The organism is Paenibacillus polysaccharolyticus, assembly GCF_023714295.1.
Classification (GTDB): Bacteria; Bacillota; Bacilli; order Paenibacillales; family Paenibacillaceae; genus Paenibacillus; species Paenibacillus polysaccharolyticus_A.
The window spans coordinates 681,167-699,337 of record NZ_JAMAUN010000001.1; the positions used below are offsets into that span (position 1 = coordinate 681,167).

Sequence of the window (18,171 nt, forward strand, 5' to 3'; positions counted from 1 at the left end):
TAGGTCACCACAGCAGATAGAGGACTTGATCGCCCCGCCGTATACTTGAACCACAGGAGGCGCACGGAGCTTCATCCTGAGGAAGAATTCAAGAGGAGTGAGGGAGAACACGTTATGAAGACACAACCCCAAGCGGGTAAGGGCGTACGGATATCGGAGATACCGGAAGGCACGGTTCGAAAGCGCAAATCCGTGTTGTACAATCTTGGCAAGTACAAGGTACTTTACCTGATGTTTTTGCCAGGCATTCTGTTTCTGCTGGTAAACAATTATATGCCGATGTTCGGCGTTCTGATCGCATTCAAAAATGTAAACTACGCGGATGGAATCTGGGGAAGCCCGTGGAGCGGGTGGGACAATTTTAAATACCTGTTCTCGACCAGCGATGCATGGGAAATTACGCGAAACACCCTTGCATACAACACCGTGTTTATTGCACTCAATCTTACTGTCGGTGTAGGTCTCGCCATTTTGCTTAACGAAGTTAAAAACAAAGCGATGTCCAAACTGTATCAGTCGCTGATGTTGTTACCTTATTTTCTGTCGATGATTGTGGTTAGTTATCTCGTTTTGGCTTTCCTTGGCAAGGACTCGGGATTCATGAACTCAACCATACTTCAAATGTTCGGAGGACAGCCAATTGACTGGTACTCGGAACCGAAGTATTGGCCGTACATCTTGCCGCTTGTGAATACGTGGAAAAATATCGGTTATTATGCCGTCATTTATCTGGCCGCTGTTGTGGGCATTGATGAAGAATATTATGAAGCGGCTGTGCTGGATGGTGCATCGAAGTGGCATCAGATTCGTTTTATCACCATTCCGTTTTTGATCCCGCTGATTGTTATTATGACCTTGCTTCAGATTGGCCGGATCTTCTATGCAGACTTCAGCTTGTTCTATCAGGTTCCGCTGGAATCAGGTGCGTTGTTCCCTGTAACCAACGTTCTTGATACGTATGTATATCGGACATTCCTCATTGGTGGAGACATCGGGATGTCATCTGCAGCAGGTCTATATCAAGCGATTGTCGGATTTGTACTGGTGCTGGTGTCCAACACCATCGTCAGACGGATCGACAAAGATAATGCACTATTTTGAGAGGAGGCAAGTCAGTTGTGAAAACACGTGATCCATTAGCTGTATCCAAGCGTTCTGCTGCTGTTATTCATTTCATGTTTTTATTCTATGCCATTGCCTGTATCGTGCCGATCATACTGGTCTTCGCCATCTCTTTCTCGGACGAAACAACGGTTATTGCGAATGGCTACAAGCTTATACCGGAGCAATTCAGCCTCACGGCCTATGAATTCCTCTTTAAAGATATGGATCAGATCATCCACTCGTATGGAATTTCTATCATTGTAACGGTTGTTGGTACGATTACGAGTGTTGCGCTGACCGCATTATATGCTTATCCACTATCACGAAGAGATCTGCCATACCGGGGCTGGTTCGCCTTTTTTATCTTCTTCACGATGTTGTTTAACGGTGGACTTGTTCCGTGGTATCTGGTTTATGTCAACGTGCTGGATTTGAAAAACTCGATTTTCGCTTTGATTTTGCCGTTGCTCTTATCACCGTTCTTTGTACTTGTCATGCGTACTTTCTTCGCGAATTCCATTCCCGTTTCGATTCTGGAATCAGCACGTATCGATGGAGCAGGTGAATTGAAAACGTTTTTGCGAATCGTACTGCCGCTTTCATTGCCGGTTATGGCAACCGTCGCGCTGTTTAGTACGCTGAATTACTGGAACGACTGGTATCTTAGTATGATTTTTATTTCGGATAACCGGACGATCAGCCTTCAGTACCTTATGTACCGGACGCTGCTCGATATTCAATATTTAACAACCAACTCTAATGTTTCTTCACAGATTTCATCGCAGGGCGGGATTCTCAATCTGCCAAACAAAACGCTGCAAATGGCAATGGCTGTCGTCGGTATCGGTCCAATCGTACTTGCGTATCCATTCTTCCAGCGTTATTTCATCAAAGGTCTGACGGTAGGTGCTGTGAAAGGATAACTCCGGCCGGTTAGGGAGTGAGTAGGGTCAACTGAAGATAGACGAAAGGGCATATACAGAAAGTTTGCCGTTTATGAGGAATTGGGGAAGAACGGTAAACGTGTGGAAGACAAGGGTCCATTATACGAACAGGAGGGGTTCAATTGGTTCAATCGTTAAAAGTATGGTCACGTATGACGGCAGCGGCCATGGCACTGGCATTGGTGCTTGCCGGTTGTTCGTCAGACAAGGGAAACTCTGCAACACCCGGTGCTGAGGGCAGTACGCCGAACACAAACACTGAAAAGTCTTATGAGGTTTCCTTGTTCTATCCGGGAACACCTCAGAAAGATGTCGCTCTTGTGGAAGCAGAAATTAACAAAAAGATGGAGCCCAAGATTGGGGCAACCATCAAAATTAATGCTGTGGACTGGGGACAGTGGGATAACAAGCTGAACCTGATGATCTCATCAGGAGAAAAAGCAGACATTATCTTTACCGCTGCTTGGCAAAATTACACGGTAAACGTGGCGAAGGGCGCATTCTTGCCGCTGAATGAACTGCTTGATAAATACGGTCAGGATATAAAGAAAAATCTGGACCCTGCCTTCCTGGAAGGTTCCCAGGTAGATGGCGTGAACTATGGTGTACCAACGAACAAGGAACTTGCTGCCACACGTGGCGTGCTGGTGCGTAAGGATCTAGCTGATAAATACAATTTGGATCTGACGGCAGTAAAAACATGGGCTGATTTGGAGCCACTGCTTAAAACAATCAAGGAAAACGAGCCAGCTGTGACTCCGTTCTATATGTCCAATACAAACGGTAACGGATTGCTCGAAAATCTCGACTGGGATTACCTCGGTGATGCCTCTGTACCTGGCGTGATCTCCAAAACAGCAGGGGAGACTACCGTGCTGAACGAGGTCGAAACACCGGAATTCAAAGAAGCAGCCGAACTTGCACGTAAATGGTATCAAGCGGGTTACATCAACAGTGATGCAGCTACGTCCAATGTATTCCCGAAAGATCAGGCGAAAGCCGGTAAAGCCTTCATGTGGACGGATGGTATGAAGCCAGGTAAAGACAAGGAAGAGGAAGGTTATGTAGGTCATCCGCTCACGCAAATTGAGATGACCAGTCCAACGATTACAACTGGGGATGCCTCTGGTGCGATGCTTGCGATCTCCCGTTCTTCCGAACAACCGGAGAAAGCAATGCAAGTCATTAACTTGTTACACTCTGACAAAGAAATTAACAATTTGCTCAACTTCGGTATTGAAGGCAAACACTATGTAAAAGTAGAAGGTCAAGAGAACATCATTAAGCTGCCTGACGGGGTAGATGCGAACAGTCGTACCTACAATCCAGGTGCACAATGGCAACTGGGTAACCAGTTCCTGAACTATCTGTGGGATAACGAAGATCCGCAGAAATGGGAGAAGTTCAAGGAGTTTAATGCGAAAGGCGTAAAATCTCCTGCTCTTGGTTTCACGTTTAACAGCCAGTCCGTTAAAAATGAAATTGCGGCTGTAAATAACGTCAATAAACAGTTTAAGCCGGGCATGACCTCGGGTGCTGTTGATCCGAATGAAATGATTCCGAAGTATTTGGAAAAATTAAAAGCAGCAGGCATCGATAAAATTATCGCTGCCAAACAAGAGCAACTGGATGCATTTTTGGCTCAAAAATAATAAAAGAGCTGTCCTGAGAGAGCGCATGATTCCATCATCCAATGCATCTCATCAGGCAGGGTTCCAAAAAGGGATGTTATCGGTAAAAACCGATAACTCCTTTTTTGTGTCTGGATCGTTAATCAAAAATAGGAAAAATATGATATAATAAGGTGGTTGATTAGGAGGTGATTTCGTGTCGAGAACCAGGCTTGTGTTCTCAGGGGGATTATTGCTGTTTGCCATCATCTTTACCTTTAAACATCATCTCGGTTTCTCCGTAGGGGATTCGCTGTTATTATCCATTGGTATTTCTCCTTATACCACATCCTATTTAAGTGGTGTACACATCACGATGTACTTCGGACTTGGTATGCTTGTCTGTGGATATTATCTTACGCGTAAAGCGATCATATGTACGTTTCCACTTGTGGCAAAAACGTTATGGATTGCTGTTCTGACCATCATATTCTGTTATTCATTTATGACAGACAAGTTGATGTATGTGGTGAAATGGGGAGCGACGGGCATGAATAGCATATCTTACATGCAGAATGACAGCTCATGCACCTATGATGTGTCATCCAATGGATACGCTTTGGCAACCTGTGAATTGACGCTGAAAAATTACAGTAACTCTGCGGTCGCTGTAATGGTTAAACCTGATTTGTATGGAAGCTATTCCAACCAGGATGATCCGCTGTCTGAATCTTTACAATCAATTCATTTAGAGGCGAGACCGATTCGGATTGAGCCGAGGAAGGCATTCACGGGTACACTTGAATTTACCGGTGTGGCGGAATGCCCGCTAGAAGTAAGAGGGAATTTGAAAGATATCGTATTGGATGTGGCAGTCGATGGGACAAATACGGTTTTTGATTATGACATTCCCTAGTTCGTGATAAACAGACTCTAGTTTCAAGTACATAACATATATAATGAATCACTTGCAGAAGGAAAACATAAAAAACAAGCTTTGCTTATACGAACGAACCGGCCACTGCCGGTTTTTTTCGTGTGCGGAAGTTGAATTTAGTGCTGATAAATTGGTTTTATCTCCTTTTTCATAGGGGGTTTAACGCTTAAAATGGATAGTGGGGCACTCTATTGATTTGGTTTGCCCGTGTGCAAGAAATAGATTGTAATTACAACCAATTTGATTACAATTAATGTCACGATATAAGTTAACTCTTTTTTACACGTTAACGGAGAGGACAGAAAAAACCTGGAGAGCGAAGCGGTCGCCTTTATCACCGGATTTCCCCTTTTATAAAAGGAATCAAAAAATCTGGGGATAACAGCGAATAGAAGGTTATTCTGTCATCGGAGTGGATTGTGTAAAATCGTTAGTTCCACTTCTATAGTAAAAGTAGAAAACAAATAAAGCGAGATGAAAATTCCATGTCATACCGGACAAATCTGTTTTCCAAGATGGTCATTTTAATCCTGATCATGCTTATTCCTGTTGTGCTCCTGTATTGGTATTCCAATCATAAAACAACAGCCGTACTAAGGGCTGAGCTTAACCGTTCAAACAGTAATCAACTTGAATTCTTCCAAAATCAAGTTAACACCCATATTGAGTTGTTATCTTCATGGCCCAACCTGCTGATTCATGACCCCGACATTGCCAGTTTTCGGCGGATATTTGCGGAGAGCCGTTATTTTGACCTGGATGCAATCAATCTCGTTAAGCGAATTCAGAACAAGCTGAGTATTCAGGAGAGTTCTTCTAACTGGGAGACCAAATTATATCTGTACTCTCCTTCGCTTGGCAGGGTGATCTCGGAACGGGATGCCCGTACTTATGACAAGCAAGCTTTAAAAGAAAGCCTCATCTCTGGCTGGGATGTGCACAAAATCGAGGATGGGGAGAATGATCGGTTCAAATTCAGCTGGATTACGGTGTCTCCTTATGGCATCGAGAATCCTGCGGAGAATGCAGAAACGATTATCAAACTTGAGTTCGACAGCGATAATATTCGGGATATGCTCGATAAATTCAAAGGCGACGGCAGACATGACCCGTTCTATTTTCGCGAAGAAACAGGGGTGATCTATAATCGGACATCAGATCGTACGTTAACCAATCAATTAATCAAAGAATTATCTAGCCATACATTGCAAGACGTAGAAAATCGCACGATCGTCATTGGAAATGAGCCATACATGGTCAACTCTGTGAAATCGAGTACAACCGGCTGGTATTTGGTCGATTACATGCCGCTTTCAGATATTTTGAAACCGATTCACCAGTCGAATCTGCTGTTTTATTCTGCCATGATCTGTCTTCTCCTTATGAGTTGTATTGCGGCTTACTTGTTATATGTGCAAGTTCAAGTACCAGTAAAGCAACTGATTCGCGGTTTCCAGCGATTGAAGCAAGAAGATTATTCGGTTCGCATCGAGCCCAAAGGCCGTAATGAGTTCAGTTATCTGTCTGAGCGTTTTAATTCAATGGTGGAAAAGATTCAGCAGTTGTTTGAGCATGTATATCTCGAGCAGATCCATGTCCGGGAAGCGCGTTTAAAGCAATTGCAATCACAGATTAACCCGCATTTCTTCTATAATTGTTTTTCGTTCATTACGAGTATGGCGAAGCTGAAGCGAGTCGATGCCGTTGTAGCGATGTCGCACAATCTGTCGAGGTATTACAGGTACACCACAAGACAGGAGAGGGATGTCGTTCCTTTATCTGAAGAGATTGATTTTGTGACTAACTATCTTGAAATTCAGCGTATGCGTATGGAACGTATCCACTATACGTTGGATCTACCAGAAGATATGTTGCGGATTGAAGTGCCTCCACTAATCGTACAACCCCTGGTTGAAAATGCGGTTATTCATGGTATTGAAGCGGATGCAGAAGCCGGTGAGATCCGAGTATCCGGTGAGCAACGAGATGGTACGCTGTTTTTGATTGTCGAAGATGACGGCCAAGGGATGACGCAAGAAAAACGAGAAGCGATGCTGATCAAACTTGCTGGTGCGATGGATCAGGAGATGGGCTGTGGATTGTGGAATGTGAATCAGAGGTTGCAACTCAGGTATGGAGGGAAGGGCGGCATCGAGCTCGCAGAATCCGAGCTTGGGGGATTGCGTGTGACCTTGTCATGGCCAGCAGAACAGCCAGCTCTACTGAAAGACGAAGAGTAAAAGAAAAGTGACTAGGGAGTGACTACATTGATTGATATATTGCTTGTGGATGATGAAACGTATGTAACGGAAAGTTTGGAGTTAACGATTCCTTGGGGGGAACTTGGAGTCACAACGGTTTTACGCGCGGCATCGGGCAAGGAAGCGCTGGGGATTATGGAAGAGAATGCAGTGGACATCGTCGTCACAGATATTCGTATGCCAGGTATGACAGGTCTTGATTTGATTTCGGAAGTAAACCGGCGCTGGCCTCATGTGCGCTGCATTCTGCTGACAGGTCACAGTGATTTTGAATATGCCAAAAAGGCAATTCAATTGCACGCAGCTGACTACATGTTGAAACCTGTTAACGATGATGAGTTTATGCAATCGGTATCTGCCGCGATCACCTCTTTGCGGGATGAATGGGATGAGTTCGACAAGTATCATCGCCTGCTGTACAGCCGTAAATCGGATTACAAGATTCTAAGAGAGAATCTTATGCATGACTTGCTGCTGGGTCGAGAAATTTCATCGAAAGCACTGCGTGAACAGTTAGAGCATTATGAGCTTCATATGGAGCCGGAACAACCTGCTGCGATGATGTTAATTCGTCTTGCAGGACGTTTTGCCTCCATGGATCAGCAGTCCATTGATTTAATGGATTTTGCTGTCGGAAATATCGCCGAGGAAGTGCTTGAGGAGACCTATCATGTCTGGTTCAGCCGTGGGCCGCATGATTGTTTGGTGATGTTTTTGCAGCATCGGAAACAGGTGGAAGAGTCTCAGCTGGTCAACAGCTCATTACGTAACGCTGCCGAGACCTTCCGGGAGCATGTGGTGCGTTACCTTCAAGGGGATTTGTCGATCGTTGTGATCCCGCCGTTTCCTTTTCAAGAACTCACCAACGTTTATCGAAAAAGCTTGGGTTCTCTTGTTCTTTCGGGACCGGAAGAGCACAAAATCATTTATATGGATATGGAAAATACCATAAACAAGCGCCCCGAAAATGATGCGGTGCAGGCTCTTGAAGAATTGTACAAGCCGCCGGTATTGCCACAGCTTCTGGAGACCAAACAATGGGAGACAGCAGCTGCAAAGTTGAATGCCGTTTTTGATGCGGCGGAGCAGGTTTCTTTGTCCAGAGAACATGTGTATGAGATGTACTTGTCGGTTACCAATGCTTTTATGTACATCGCCCACAAACAGGGACACTTGGTACACGAGATCGACCATGCGGGATTTGACTTGCTGCTTGCTCATCAGTTGATCCAATCTCCAGAGAAGCTAAGGCGCTGGGCCATGGATATGCTGGCGAAGCTGCAGGAGGAATTGTCCGATCAAGAGGGAGCACAGAGCCGCAGACATGTCATTAAACAGGTGCAGGAACTGGTGACCAGGGACACCGGGCAAGATCTTTCCGTTAAGATGATTGCAGATAGAGTATATCTACATCCGGTATACCTTTCAAAAATATATAAAGCAGAGACAGGCGAGGGTCTGGGAGATTATATGATTCGTATGCGTATGGAGCGGGCACTGTATTTGCTTAAAAATACGAATAAAAAAATATATGAGATCACGAGTGAACTTGGATATCAAAATCCGCAATATTTCAGCAAAATGTTCAAAAAACATTATGGGTTGACACCGAATGAATTCCGGGATCAGACATAAATACAACATCATTCGAGCATATAGGTTGGCAAAGGTGCAGAAATCTTGATTTCGTATCATAGGCGATGTACCTGCCCCGTCCTATAATGAAAGGGTAACCAAAACGATTTAAGGGGGAACAACATGAGAGCGCAATCAACGAAAAAGAGATTCTTGTCGCTTCTCGCTACAACGCTGTGTCTGACTGTCGTGCTTGCAGGATGTTCAGGCGGCAATGAAAGCAAAGAGAGTGCAGCACCAAGCTCCACGGGAGCTCAAAATGAATACAAGGAAAAGTATGATCCGGCAGTAACGATCACGACAGCATGGGGGATTGACCCGGAACTGAAATTTAAAAACGGCGAATCCATGGAAAATAACGTGGCTACCAAATGGGCGAAGGACAAATTTGGTATTGATATCAAATCCCTTTGGTCTGTGACGGATACGAACAGTGCATTCGCAACAAAATTGCGTTTGGCGATGTCTTCCGGTCAGGAAATGCCTGATATCGTTACGATTGGACAACCGGACAATCTGGTTGCTCAAGATTTGATTGACTCGGGTATGTATCAGGAAGTTGGACCGTTGTTCGATAAATATGCTTCAGACACATGGAAAAAAGCAATGGAACAAGATCCGAACGTGTGGAATCAATACAGCCGCGATGGCAAAAGAATGGGTATTCCCGTACTGGATTACGCGTACAACAACGATTACCTGCTCTGGATTCGTCAAGACTGGCTGGATAAGCTGAATCTGAAAGCACCAACAACCATTGATGAGTTGGAAGTGGTTATGGATGCATTCAAAAACAAAAATCCGGATGGTCTTGCGCCGGATAAAGTGACACCTCTGAGCATTGGTTTCAAAACATCGATGAACACATGGATGGGCGATCCATCCTGGGTCTTCGGCGCTTATGGTACTCTGCCTTCCCAATGGAATGTAGGTGCAGATGGCAAGTTGGAATACGGTTCCATTAACCCAGGCATGAAACAAGGATTGACGAAGCTGAATGAATGGCTGACCAAAGGATACATTCCTCAGGAAGCAGCGCTGTGGGATGAGAACAAAACGGCTGAGCCGGCAGTTGCAGGAACAGCAGGCATTATCCCAGGTCCTTACTGGATGAGTGGATGGCCGTTGATCGATACTGTGAAAAACGTACCAAGTGCCGTATGGAAGCCGATCGCAATCCCGGCAGGACCAGATGGTAAAGCGATGCGTCACGGAACACAGTTTGTTAACGGTGTGACACTGATCAAAAAAGATATGGCACATCCAGAAGCATTCTTCACATATCAGAACTACCTGTTTGACAACTATGCTGATCCGGCTCCAGGAAGCCCGTATGATAACGGTTTATTCGATGGATATGACTATCAATTGGATGCGAGCGGCAAACAGAAAAAACCGGATGAAATCGATGGTGGATATGTCAACGTCGTACGTTACCTGCTTGTTCGTGACGGCGCACGTATCCCAGATGCACAGATGAAAGCACTGATGAATCTGGCAGACGGCAAAGAACCGCAAACGAAGCTGGAAAAAGACGTAGCGGTGAACTATGGACCTGAAACACCAGCAGCGGCTAAAGTACTGCTCGAACAGAAAGATATTTCGTTCAAAAACATGTTCACAGGGCCTACTACCAAAACAATGAAGTCCAAGTTGGATTACCTCAACAAAATTGAGAACCAAACATTTAACGAAATTATCTATGGCAAAAGCTCGGTAGACGCGTTTGATACTTTTGTTCAAACATGGAAATCCGGTGGCGGTGATCAGATCACTCAAGAAGTAAACGAGTGGTATGACAGCGTAAAAAAATAATCGGCTATACGCGATGAAAATGTAAAGCCAAACATGACGCACAGACGACAGGAGTCTGTGCGTTTTTTTTCATTTTTTAACCGTGCAGAATGTATAAGAAACCCTATCAATCCGTGGCCAAACTACGTCAGAAGTCCCTCTTTTCAGTACATGTCCAAAGTAGTTGCTTTTGTGCCATTTATATTGCTTTTATGCGCTGTTTGGGGGTGATGGAAGGTTGATATAATTTGCTTATAGAGCCACTCAGGAGTACTTGAGTAGGAAGAATTACAGGGGGAGCAATCATGAGAACTTTAAAACGAACTTGGCCATTCCACGTAATGCTGCTGCCAGCCATCATCTTTCTGATTATTTTCAGTTATGTGCCTATGGGCGGAATCGTTATGGCATTCCAAGACTACAAACCATGGATGGGTATCAGCGGCTCGGATTGGGTCGGGCTTGATAACTTTAGATATTTATTTGAACGTGATGATAGTTTGCAGGTTATCTGGAATACCCTCATCATCGCGGTACTCAAGCTGATTTTTAATTTGTTTGTCCCGTTTGTGTTCGCCATTCTGCTCAATGAGGTTCGCAAGATGGCCATTCAGCGTACGATCCAGACGTTGGTATATCTGCCTCACTTCTTATCCTGGGTTATCCTGGGCGGAATCCTGCTTGATCTGTTGTCGACGGGAGGACTTGTAAACCGGGTGCTCGGCACATTTGGCCTTGGACCATACTTCTTCCTTGGGGATAACAGCTTGTTCCGACCAACGATTATTTTGACGGATGTGTGGAAGGAATTCGGGTATAACATGATTGTTTTCCTGGCTGCCCTCGCCGGCATTAACCCGGCGCTGTATGAAGCGGCAGAGATCGACGGAGCAAACCGCTGGAAGCAAACGCTCCACATTACGATTCCGTCACTTGTACCGATGTTGATGGTCGTTGGAACGTTGGCTTTGGGTAACGTACTCAATGCAGGATTCGATCAGATTTTCAACTTGTACAATCCGCTTGTATATCAATCAGGAGACATCATCGATACATTCGTATATCGCTCGGCGTTGGAAAATGGAGAGATGGGCTTTGCAACCGCAATTGGATTGTTCAAATCGGTCATTAGTATGGTTCTGATCCTCGTATCCTACAGCCTGGCCAAGAAATACGCCGGATACCGCATATTCTAATCGAATGAACAGAGAAGGAAGGGACTACGATGTATCATAAATCACCATCATATCGCATTTTCAATGTCATCAATATCAGTTTTCTTATTCTGATTGCTATTATGTGTATTGTGCCAATGATTCACGTACTGGCGGTATCGTTTAGTAACAAGGCTGCGGCAGATGCAAATCTGGTCAGTCTCTGGCCGGTAGGGTTCTCCCTCGAAGCCTATAAAAAAACAATGAATAATCCGATTTTCCTGAACTCGCTCTGGATTTCACTACTCCGTACCGTCATTGGTACAGGCATTACACTTCTGATCACCTTCCTGGCGGCATATCCGTTGTCCAAGGAAAATAGTGAGTTCAAAGGCAGAACGGTGTACTCTTGGATTTTTGTATTCAGTATGATTTTCAACGGCGGTTTGGTACCGTTCTACATGGTTATTCAAAAGATTGGTCTGATGGATTCCTTCTGGGTGCTGGTACTTCCGGGTGCAGTTAATACGTTCCTGGTCATCCTGATGCTTAACTTCTTCCGCGGCATTCCGAAAGAGCTGGAAGAGGCGGCATTGATCGACGGAGCGAATCATTTCAGAACCTTGTTCAGCATCTTCCTGCCGATCTCCATGCCTTCCATTGCAACGATTGCACTGTTCAGCATGGTGTTTCACTGGAATTCCTGGTTTGACGGTCTCTTGTACATGAACAATGCGAGAGATTATCCTTTGGCAACCTTCATGCAGACGGTCATTATCAAACGTGATATGAGTACGATGGCGATGAATCCGCAGGAAATGGCAACGATATCGCAAACGACGGTACGTGCGGCTCAAATTTTTATCGGAAGTGCGCCGATCCTTATTGTGTATCCATTCCTGCAACGTTTCTTTGTAAAAGGTATGACACTGGGCTCAGTAAAAGGCTGAGCCCCAATCCCTAATCACTGGAGGCTGATATTTTGAATTCATCAATCAATCAACCATTCGTTCTCGGCATGGATGTGTCATTTATGGACGAGATCGAACAGCATGGGGGAACATATTGTGATGTGGATGGCAAAGAAGAAGATCTGCTGACCATTCTCAAATTAAATGATACTAACGCAATCCGGCTTCGCATCTGGAATGATCCTGTCGGCGGTTACTGTAATCTGGAGCGCACGGTAGAAGTAGCGAAACGAATCAAGGCACAGGGATTACAGTTTCTGCTCGATTTCCATTATTCTGACCGCTGGGCCGATCCGGCGAATCAGTGGAAACCGAAAGCATGGGAGAACTTGTCTTATGAACAGCTTAAACTGGCAGTATGCACATATACGGCGGATGTGCTCCGTACATTGAAAGAACACGATGCTTTGCCGGATATGGTTCAGGTTGGTAATGAAATTACGCCAGGCATGTTATGGGATGATGGACGTGTCGGTGGTGAAGAACATGATACAGACGAACAGTGGCAACGTTTTGCAGGACTTGTGAAGTATGGCATTGCAGCGGTTAAATCCGTTGACCCTTCCATTCAAATCATGATTCATATTGACCGCGGCGGAGACAATGCCGAGAGCCGTAAATTCTATGATCGTTTTGAAGCGTTAGGTGTAGAATTTGACGTCATCGGTCTGTCTTATTACCCTTGGTGGCATGGAACACTGGACGCATTGCGTGACAATTTGAATGATCTGGCCAAACGCTACGGCAAACCAATCAACGTGGTTGAAACGGCATACCCGTGGACGCTTGAACAGCCCGAAGGCATCGAATGGATCATGAATCAGGAAGACATGTTGTTACCAGATTATCCTGCAACGGTAGAAGGGCAAACCCGATATTTGAAGGATATGTTACAGATTATTCGTGAAGTTCCCGGTGGTCTGGGTCACGGATTCTATTATTGGGAGCCTGCGTGGATTCCGAGTAAAGAGGAATGGTCTGTAGGGCACCCGAACAACTGGGGTAATCTGACGATGTTTGATTTTAAAGGCCGTAAGCTTGAATCATTTAAGGCGTTAACTGCGGAGCAAGAACTGAATGTTACCACATTCGTATAAGAAGATATGCAAAAGTAAACTATCGTAATTCAACAGCAAGGGAGTTTTCATAAATGACGTACAAATTTCCACCCGTAAGTTCCAAAGCCCCTCACATGCTGCATGGTGCTGACTATAATCCGGAGCAGTGGCTTCGTTATCCAGAGGTGCTGGAAGAGGACATTCGTTTGATGAAACTGGCGAAGTGTAATGTGATGTCCATCGGTATTTTCTCCTGGGTATCCCTAGAACCAGAAGAAGGTGTTTATACATTTGAATGGCTGGATCAGGTGCTGGATCGTTTTGCCGCGAACGGGATTTATGCATTCTTGGCCACACCAAGCGGTGCCAGACCGGCCTGGATGTCGGCAAAATATCCTGAAGTGTTGCGTGTCTCGGAGAATCGAGTTCGTAACCTGCATGGTTTCCGCCATAACCACTGCTACACCTCTCCAGTGTACCGGGAAAAAGTAACGGCGATGAACAGTAAGCTGGCGGAACGCTACTCGGATCACCCGGCTGTCATCGGCTGGCATATTTCGAATGAGTTTGGTGGGGATTGTCACTGTGACTACTGTCAGGAAGCTTTCCGCGGCTGGGTTCAAAACAAGTACAAAACACTGGAAGAATTGAATCATGCGTGGTGGACAACGTTCTGGAGTCATACGGTGACGGATTGGAGTCAAGTCGAATCTCCGGCACCACACGGCGAAACTCAGGTTCATGCAATGAACCTGGACTGGCGCCGCTTCGTAACGGATCAGACAGCGGATTTCATCGTTCATGAAACGAAGCCACTCAAGGCGAAAAATCCAAATCTGCCGGTAACGACGAATCTGATGGAATTTTACGGAGGCCTGAACTACTGGAAGTTTGCGGATATTCTTGATTTTCTCTCTTGGGACAGTTATCCAACATGGCATGATGCAGAGGACGATGCGAAACAGGCGTCGCGCATTGCGATGATGCATGATATTGTACGTTCCATTAAAGGTGGTCAGCCATTCTTGCTCATGGAGAGCACACCAAGCTCCACGAACTGGCAGGATGTAAGCAAGCTGAAACGCCCAGGCATGCATTTGTTGTCCTCCTTGCAAGCAGTAGCTCATGGATCAGATAGTGTTCAGTACTTCCAGTGGAGAAAAAGCCGCGGATCAAGCGAGAAGTTACACGGTGCGGTAGTAGACCATGTAGGCACAGAGCATACCCGAGTGTTCCAGGATGTGACCGATGTAGGTACAGCACTGCAAAGCATGGAGGATATTGTAGGAACTACGGTTCCTGCTGAAGTTGCGATTGTCTTTGATTGGGAGAACCGCTGGGCTGTGAACGACTCCCAAGGTCCGCGGAACATCGGAGTGAAATACGAGCAGACCGTAGAAGCTCACTACGAAGCGTTCTGGAAAAAGGGTGTGGCGGTCGATGTCATCGATATGGAAGCTGATCTATCCCGGTACAAAGTGTTAGTGGCACCGATGTTGTACCTCGTACGTGAAGGGGTAGGCGAACGGATTGAGAAGTTTGTAGAACAAGGCGGTACATTTGTCGCAACCTACTGGTCTGGCATTGTAAACGAGAATGACCTATGTTTCCTGGGTGGATTCCCTGGTCCGCTTCGTAAAACGCTCGGCATCTGGTCAGAAGAGATCGACGGATTACATGATCGTGAGCTTAATGGAATTATACCAGTGCAAGGCAATGAACTTGGCCTTACTACGGAGTATGATGCAATTGAGCTCTGTGACCTCATTCATCTGGAAGGTGCACAATCTCTTGCGGCGTATCGTTCGGATTTCTACGCTGGTCGTCCAGCTTTGACGGTGAACGAGCTTGGTTCAGGGAAAGCTTATTATATGGCTGCACGGATGAAAGCGCCGTTCTATGATGATTTTTACGGCAAGCTGATTGTAGATCTGGATCTGGAGCGAGGACTGAAATCGGACTTGGCTGAAGGGACTACTGCACATGTTCGTACGGACGGTGATGCTGATTATGTGTTTGTTCAGAATTACACCGAGCATGAGAAACAGATTCAGTTGGATGGTCCCTCGTATACCGATGTACTTAGTGGAGAAGCGGTTGAAGAGAGTCTGAACTTACAACCGTACGACGTTCGTGTATTGCGCAGAACGGCGAATCGTAAGTAAGTTTAACGTGGGATATGAATAGGGCAATCGGAAACATGATTCTCAGGTATGTCTTCCGATAAACGAACGGATGTTACACATAGAGAGAGATTAAAATGGATTGTCTTGAGCCTTCAAACAGGTGCCAAGACAATCCATTTTATTTTTCTCTTGTGGGACTTGAGGGCTTTTTTTGGACAATATAAAGGATAATCGTGTCCACGTAGCGAAGACAAACACGTAACTTGTCAACTTAAGACTTTCATTGTCTGGGAGGAATTGAAATGAATCAGAGAAATCTGGACGGCAACAGCATTATTATACGGCTGGAAATGACAACGAAAGATATCAAGTTTGGCGAAGTGGCTTCGGCCATCTCGGAAGCTGGGGGAGACATCATTGCCATTGACGTCATTTCGACCAATCAGGATGTCAGTGTACGCGACTTAACTGTTGCGGTCACCGACTCACAGGATAACAGCAAAATTATAGAAGCGGTGCGGCAGCTTAAAGGCGTATCCATCGTTAACGTATCGGATCGTACATTCCTGCTGCATCTCGGCGGAAAAATCGAAGTTACACCGAAGACACCGATTCACAACCGGGAAGATCTGTCGCGTGTGTACACACCGGATGTGGCTCGGGTGTGTTCGGCTATATCGGAGGAGCCGGGCAAAGCTTTTTCATTAACGATTAAACGTAATACGGTTGCAGTTGTTTCTGATGGTAGCGCAGTGCTTGGACTCGGCAATATTGGCCCTCGTGCGGCCATGCCGGTGATGGAAGGTAAGGCGATGCTGTTTAAACAGTTTGCAGGTGTGGATGCGTTCCCGATCTGTCTTGATACACAAGATACCGAAGAAATCATTCGCACCGTGAAAGCGATATCACCTGCGTTCGGCGGCATTAACCTCGAGGATATTTCTTCTCCGCGCTGTTTCGAGATCGAACGCCGGTTGAACGAAGAACTCGATATTCCGGTATTTCATGATGATCAGCACGGTACAGCGGTTGTATTATACGCAGGTCTGATCAATGCGCTTAAACTCGTTGGCAAGTCGATTGAAAATGTGAAAATTGTCGTGTGCGGCATTGGGGCAGCGGGTGTAGCTTGCAGCAATATTTTGTTATCTGCAGGTGCTAAGCGGCTTATCGGTGTGGATCGTGACGGAGCAATCGTGCGCACGAATACGTATGAGAACGAGGTATGGACCGAATATGCGGCACGTACTAATCCTGATCTGGAGACAGGTTCTCTGCGTGAAGTTATTCGAGATGCTGATGTATTTATTGGTTTATCGCGCGGCAATCTGTTAACGCGTGAGGATGTACAGACGATGGCAGACAATCCCATTGTATTTGCGATGGCAAACCCTGTACCTGAGATCATGCCTGCTCTAGTGGAAGATATTGTTGCAGTCATGGCGACAGGACGTTCGGATTATCCGAACCAGATTAATAACGTGCTTTGTTTCCCAGGCATGTTCAGAGCTGTTCTCGATTGCCGGGCAACGGAAATTAACGAAGAGATGAAACTGGCTGCTGCCCAGGCGATCGCCTCTTCCATCTCGGATGAAGAGCGTACACGTTATTATATTATCCCTAGTGTATTTAACGATAAGGTCGTCAAATCCATGCGCAGCCTTGTTATCGAGGCGGCAATTCGGACAGGTGTGGCGAGACGTGTACCTCGTGAGCAGGCGCGTGAAGGTGGAGAATCCTAATGACAACAGATTTATCCAATAAAGAGGCCATTCTACATGCTGCTCGTGCTTTTGTACAGGAAGAGTCGTCCAAACATTCCGATGGGCACGACTGGTCGCATATTGAGCGTGTGACTACACTAGCGGTCAGGTTAGCTGAGCACATGGGAGCAGATCCATTTGTATGCGAGCTAGCTGCACTACTGCATGATGTACCCGACGAGAAGCTCAACGACAGCTTGGAGGCCGGTATGGCAAAGCTGCACACTTGGCTGGACAACCAGGCACTAGATTTTGACACCCGTGAGTCGGTCGTGAACATTATCAGTACGATATCCTTCGCGGGTGGTCAAGGAGCGGCAGTCGACTCGCTGGAAGCACAAGTGGTGCAGGATGCAGACCGGCTTGATGCGCTAGGAGCGATTGGCATTGCACGTACGTTTGCCTTTTCCGGAGCCCGTGGGCGTGAAATGTATGATCCCTCCTTACCGCCCCGGGAACAGATGACCCGTGAGGAATATCGCAATGGGCGCAGCACGACGATCAATCATTTTTACGAAAAGTTATTCAAGCTCAAGGATCTAATGAATACGTCCTACGGCAAGGAACTGGCGCAGCGACGTCATGAGTATATGGTGCAGTTTGTGGAACAGTTCAAGCAGGAATGGGAAGGCACGGACGTATAAATGTATAGAAGGTCACCATAGGTCTTTAAAGGCTAAGTGGTGACTTTCTTTCTTAGATTAACCCTTACATAACTAAGGTTCAGGACAAAAGAAACGGGAAGGAAGGTTCTTCTGTCTTCGTAGTGGCGGTATAAATATTTTAAAAATGTGTCTATGACTTATGAGAATGA

At 45.8% G+C, this 18,171-nt stretch carries 13 protein-coding genes; all 13 read left to right on the forward strand.

Features of this window, described 5'->3' with window-relative positions:
- Window positions 1-114: 114 nt before the first annotated feature.
- The 13 genes from M3629_RS03190 to M3629_RS03250 all read left to right on the forward strand — a co-directional run bounded on the left by M3629_RS03190 (window position 115) and on the right by M3629_RS03250 (window position 18,001).
- The gene (locus tag M3629_RS03190; RefSeq protein WP_186809556.1) at window positions 115-1,101 is read left to right on the forward strand and encodes an ABC transporter permease; all 987 of its coding nucleotides are present in this window, start codon (window positions 115-117) and stop codon (window positions 1,099-1,101) included.
- Window positions 1,102-1,118: 17 nt separating this feature from the next.
- Window positions 1,119-2,027, forward strand: coding sequence for a carbohydrate ABC transporter permease (locus tag M3629_RS03195; RefSeq protein WP_251502853.1), 909 nt, complete (start codon window positions 1,119-1,121; stop codon window positions 2,025-2,027).
- Between the two features lie 143 nt (window positions 2,028-2,170).
- The gene (locus tag M3629_RS03200; RefSeq protein ID WP_251502854.1) at window positions 2,171-3,700 is read left to right on the forward strand and encodes an ABC transporter substrate-binding protein; all 1,530 of its coding nucleotides are present in this window, start codon (window positions 2,171-2,173) and stop codon (window positions 3,698-3,700) included.
- A gap of 175 nt (window positions 3,701-3,875) precedes the next feature.
- Window positions 3,876-4,574, forward strand: coding sequence for a hypothetical protein (locus tag M3629_RS03205; protein ID WP_251502855.1), 699 nt, complete (start codon window positions 3,876-3,878; stop codon window positions 4,572-4,574).
- Window positions 4,575-5,080: 506 nt separating this feature from the next.
- On the forward strand, window positions 5,081-6,835 hold the full coding sequence (locus M3629_RS03210; RefSeq protein ID WP_251502856.1) for a sensor histidine kinase: 1,755 nt from the start codon (window positions 5,081-5,083) through the stop codon (window positions 6,833-6,835).
- A 27-nt stretch (window positions 6,836-6,862) separates the two neighbouring features.
- Window positions 6,863-8,491, forward strand: coding sequence for a response regulator (locus M3629_RS03215; protein WP_251502857.1), 1,629 nt, complete (start codon window positions 6,863-6,865; stop codon window positions 8,489-8,491).
- A gap of 123 nt (window positions 8,492-8,614) precedes the next feature.
- Window positions 8,615-10,306 carry an extracellular solute-binding protein gene (locus M3629_RS03220; protein WP_251502858.1) on the forward strand — a complete coding sequence of 564 codons (1,692 nt, stop codon included), beginning with the start codon at window positions 8,615-8,617 and terminating at the stop codon, window positions 10,304-10,306.
- Between the two features lie 284 nt (window positions 10,307-10,590).
- Complete coding sequence (locus M3629_RS03225; protein ID WP_090924409.1) at window positions 10,591-11,481, forward strand: ABC transporter permease; 891 nt, start codon at window positions 10,591-10,593, stop codon at window positions 11,479-11,481.
- A gap of 29 nt (window positions 11,482-11,510) precedes the next feature.
- Window positions 11,511-12,389, forward strand: a complete 879-nt coding sequence (locus tag M3629_RS03230) for a carbohydrate ABC transporter permease (protein WP_251502859.1) — start codon at window positions 11,511-11,513, stop codon at window positions 12,387-12,389.
- Between the two features lie 32 nt (window positions 12,390-12,421).
- The gene (locus M3629_RS03235; protein ID WP_251502860.1) at window positions 12,422-13,507 is read left to right on the forward strand and encodes a glycoside hydrolase family 53 protein; all 1,086 of its coding nucleotides are present in this window, start codon (window positions 12,422-12,424) and stop codon (window positions 13,505-13,507) included.
- 53 nt (window positions 13,508-13,560) lie between these two features.
- Window positions 13,561-15,633: a beta-galactosidase gene (locus M3629_RS03240; RefSeq protein ID WP_285888078.1), complete on the forward strand. Its 2,073-nt coding sequence runs from the start codon at window positions 13,561-13,563 to the stop codon at window positions 15,631-15,633.
- Window positions 15,634-15,896: 263 nt separating this feature from the next.
- Entirely contained in the window at window positions 15,897-17,336 is a 1,440-nt protein-coding gene (locus tag M3629_RS03245; RefSeq protein WP_251502861.1) for an NAD-dependent malic enzyme, read from the forward strand.
- Window positions 17,336-18,001 (forward strand): HD domain-containing protein, encoded by a 666-nt coding sequence (locus M3629_RS03250; RefSeq protein ID WP_251502862.1) that lies wholly within the window; start codon window positions 17,336-17,338, stop codon window positions 17,999-18,001. Before M3629_RS03245 ends, M3629_RS03250 begins: the two co-directional genes overlap by 1 nt.
- Window positions 18,002-18,171: the final 170 nt, after the last annotated feature.

Bases quoted from the DNA above. Each gene is read 5' to 3' on its own strand.
- M3629_RS03220 (WP_251502858.1), top strand. From the start codon at position 8,615: ATGAGAGCGCAATCAACGAAAAAGAGATTCTTGTCGCTTCTCGCTACA.
- M3629_RS03245 (WP_251502861.1), top strand. From the start codon at position 15,897: ATGAATCAGAGAAATCTGGACGGCAACAGCATTATTATACGGCTGGAA.
- M3629_RS03190 (WP_186809556.1), top strand. From the start codon at position 115: ATGAAGACACAACCCCAAGCGGGTAAGGGCGTACGGATATCGGAGATA.
- M3629_RS03225 (WP_090924409.1), top strand. From the start codon at position 10,591: ATGAGAACTTTAAAACGAACTTGGCCATTCCACGTAATGCTGCTGCCA.
- M3629_RS03240 (WP_285888078.1), top strand. From the start codon at position 13,561: ATGACGTACAAATTTCCACCCGTAAGTTCCAAAGCCCCTCACATGCTG.
- M3629_RS03210 (WP_251502856.1), top strand. From the start codon at position 5,081: ATGTCATACCGGACAAATCTGTTTTCCAAGATGGTCATTTTAATCCTG.
- M3629_RS03250 (WP_251502862.1), top strand. From the start codon at position 17,336: ATGACAACAGATTTATCCAATAAAGAGGCCATTCTACATGCTGCTCGT.
- M3629_RS03230 (WP_251502859.1), top strand. From the start codon at position 11,511: ATGTATCATAAATCACCATCATATCGCATTTTCAATGTCATCAATATC.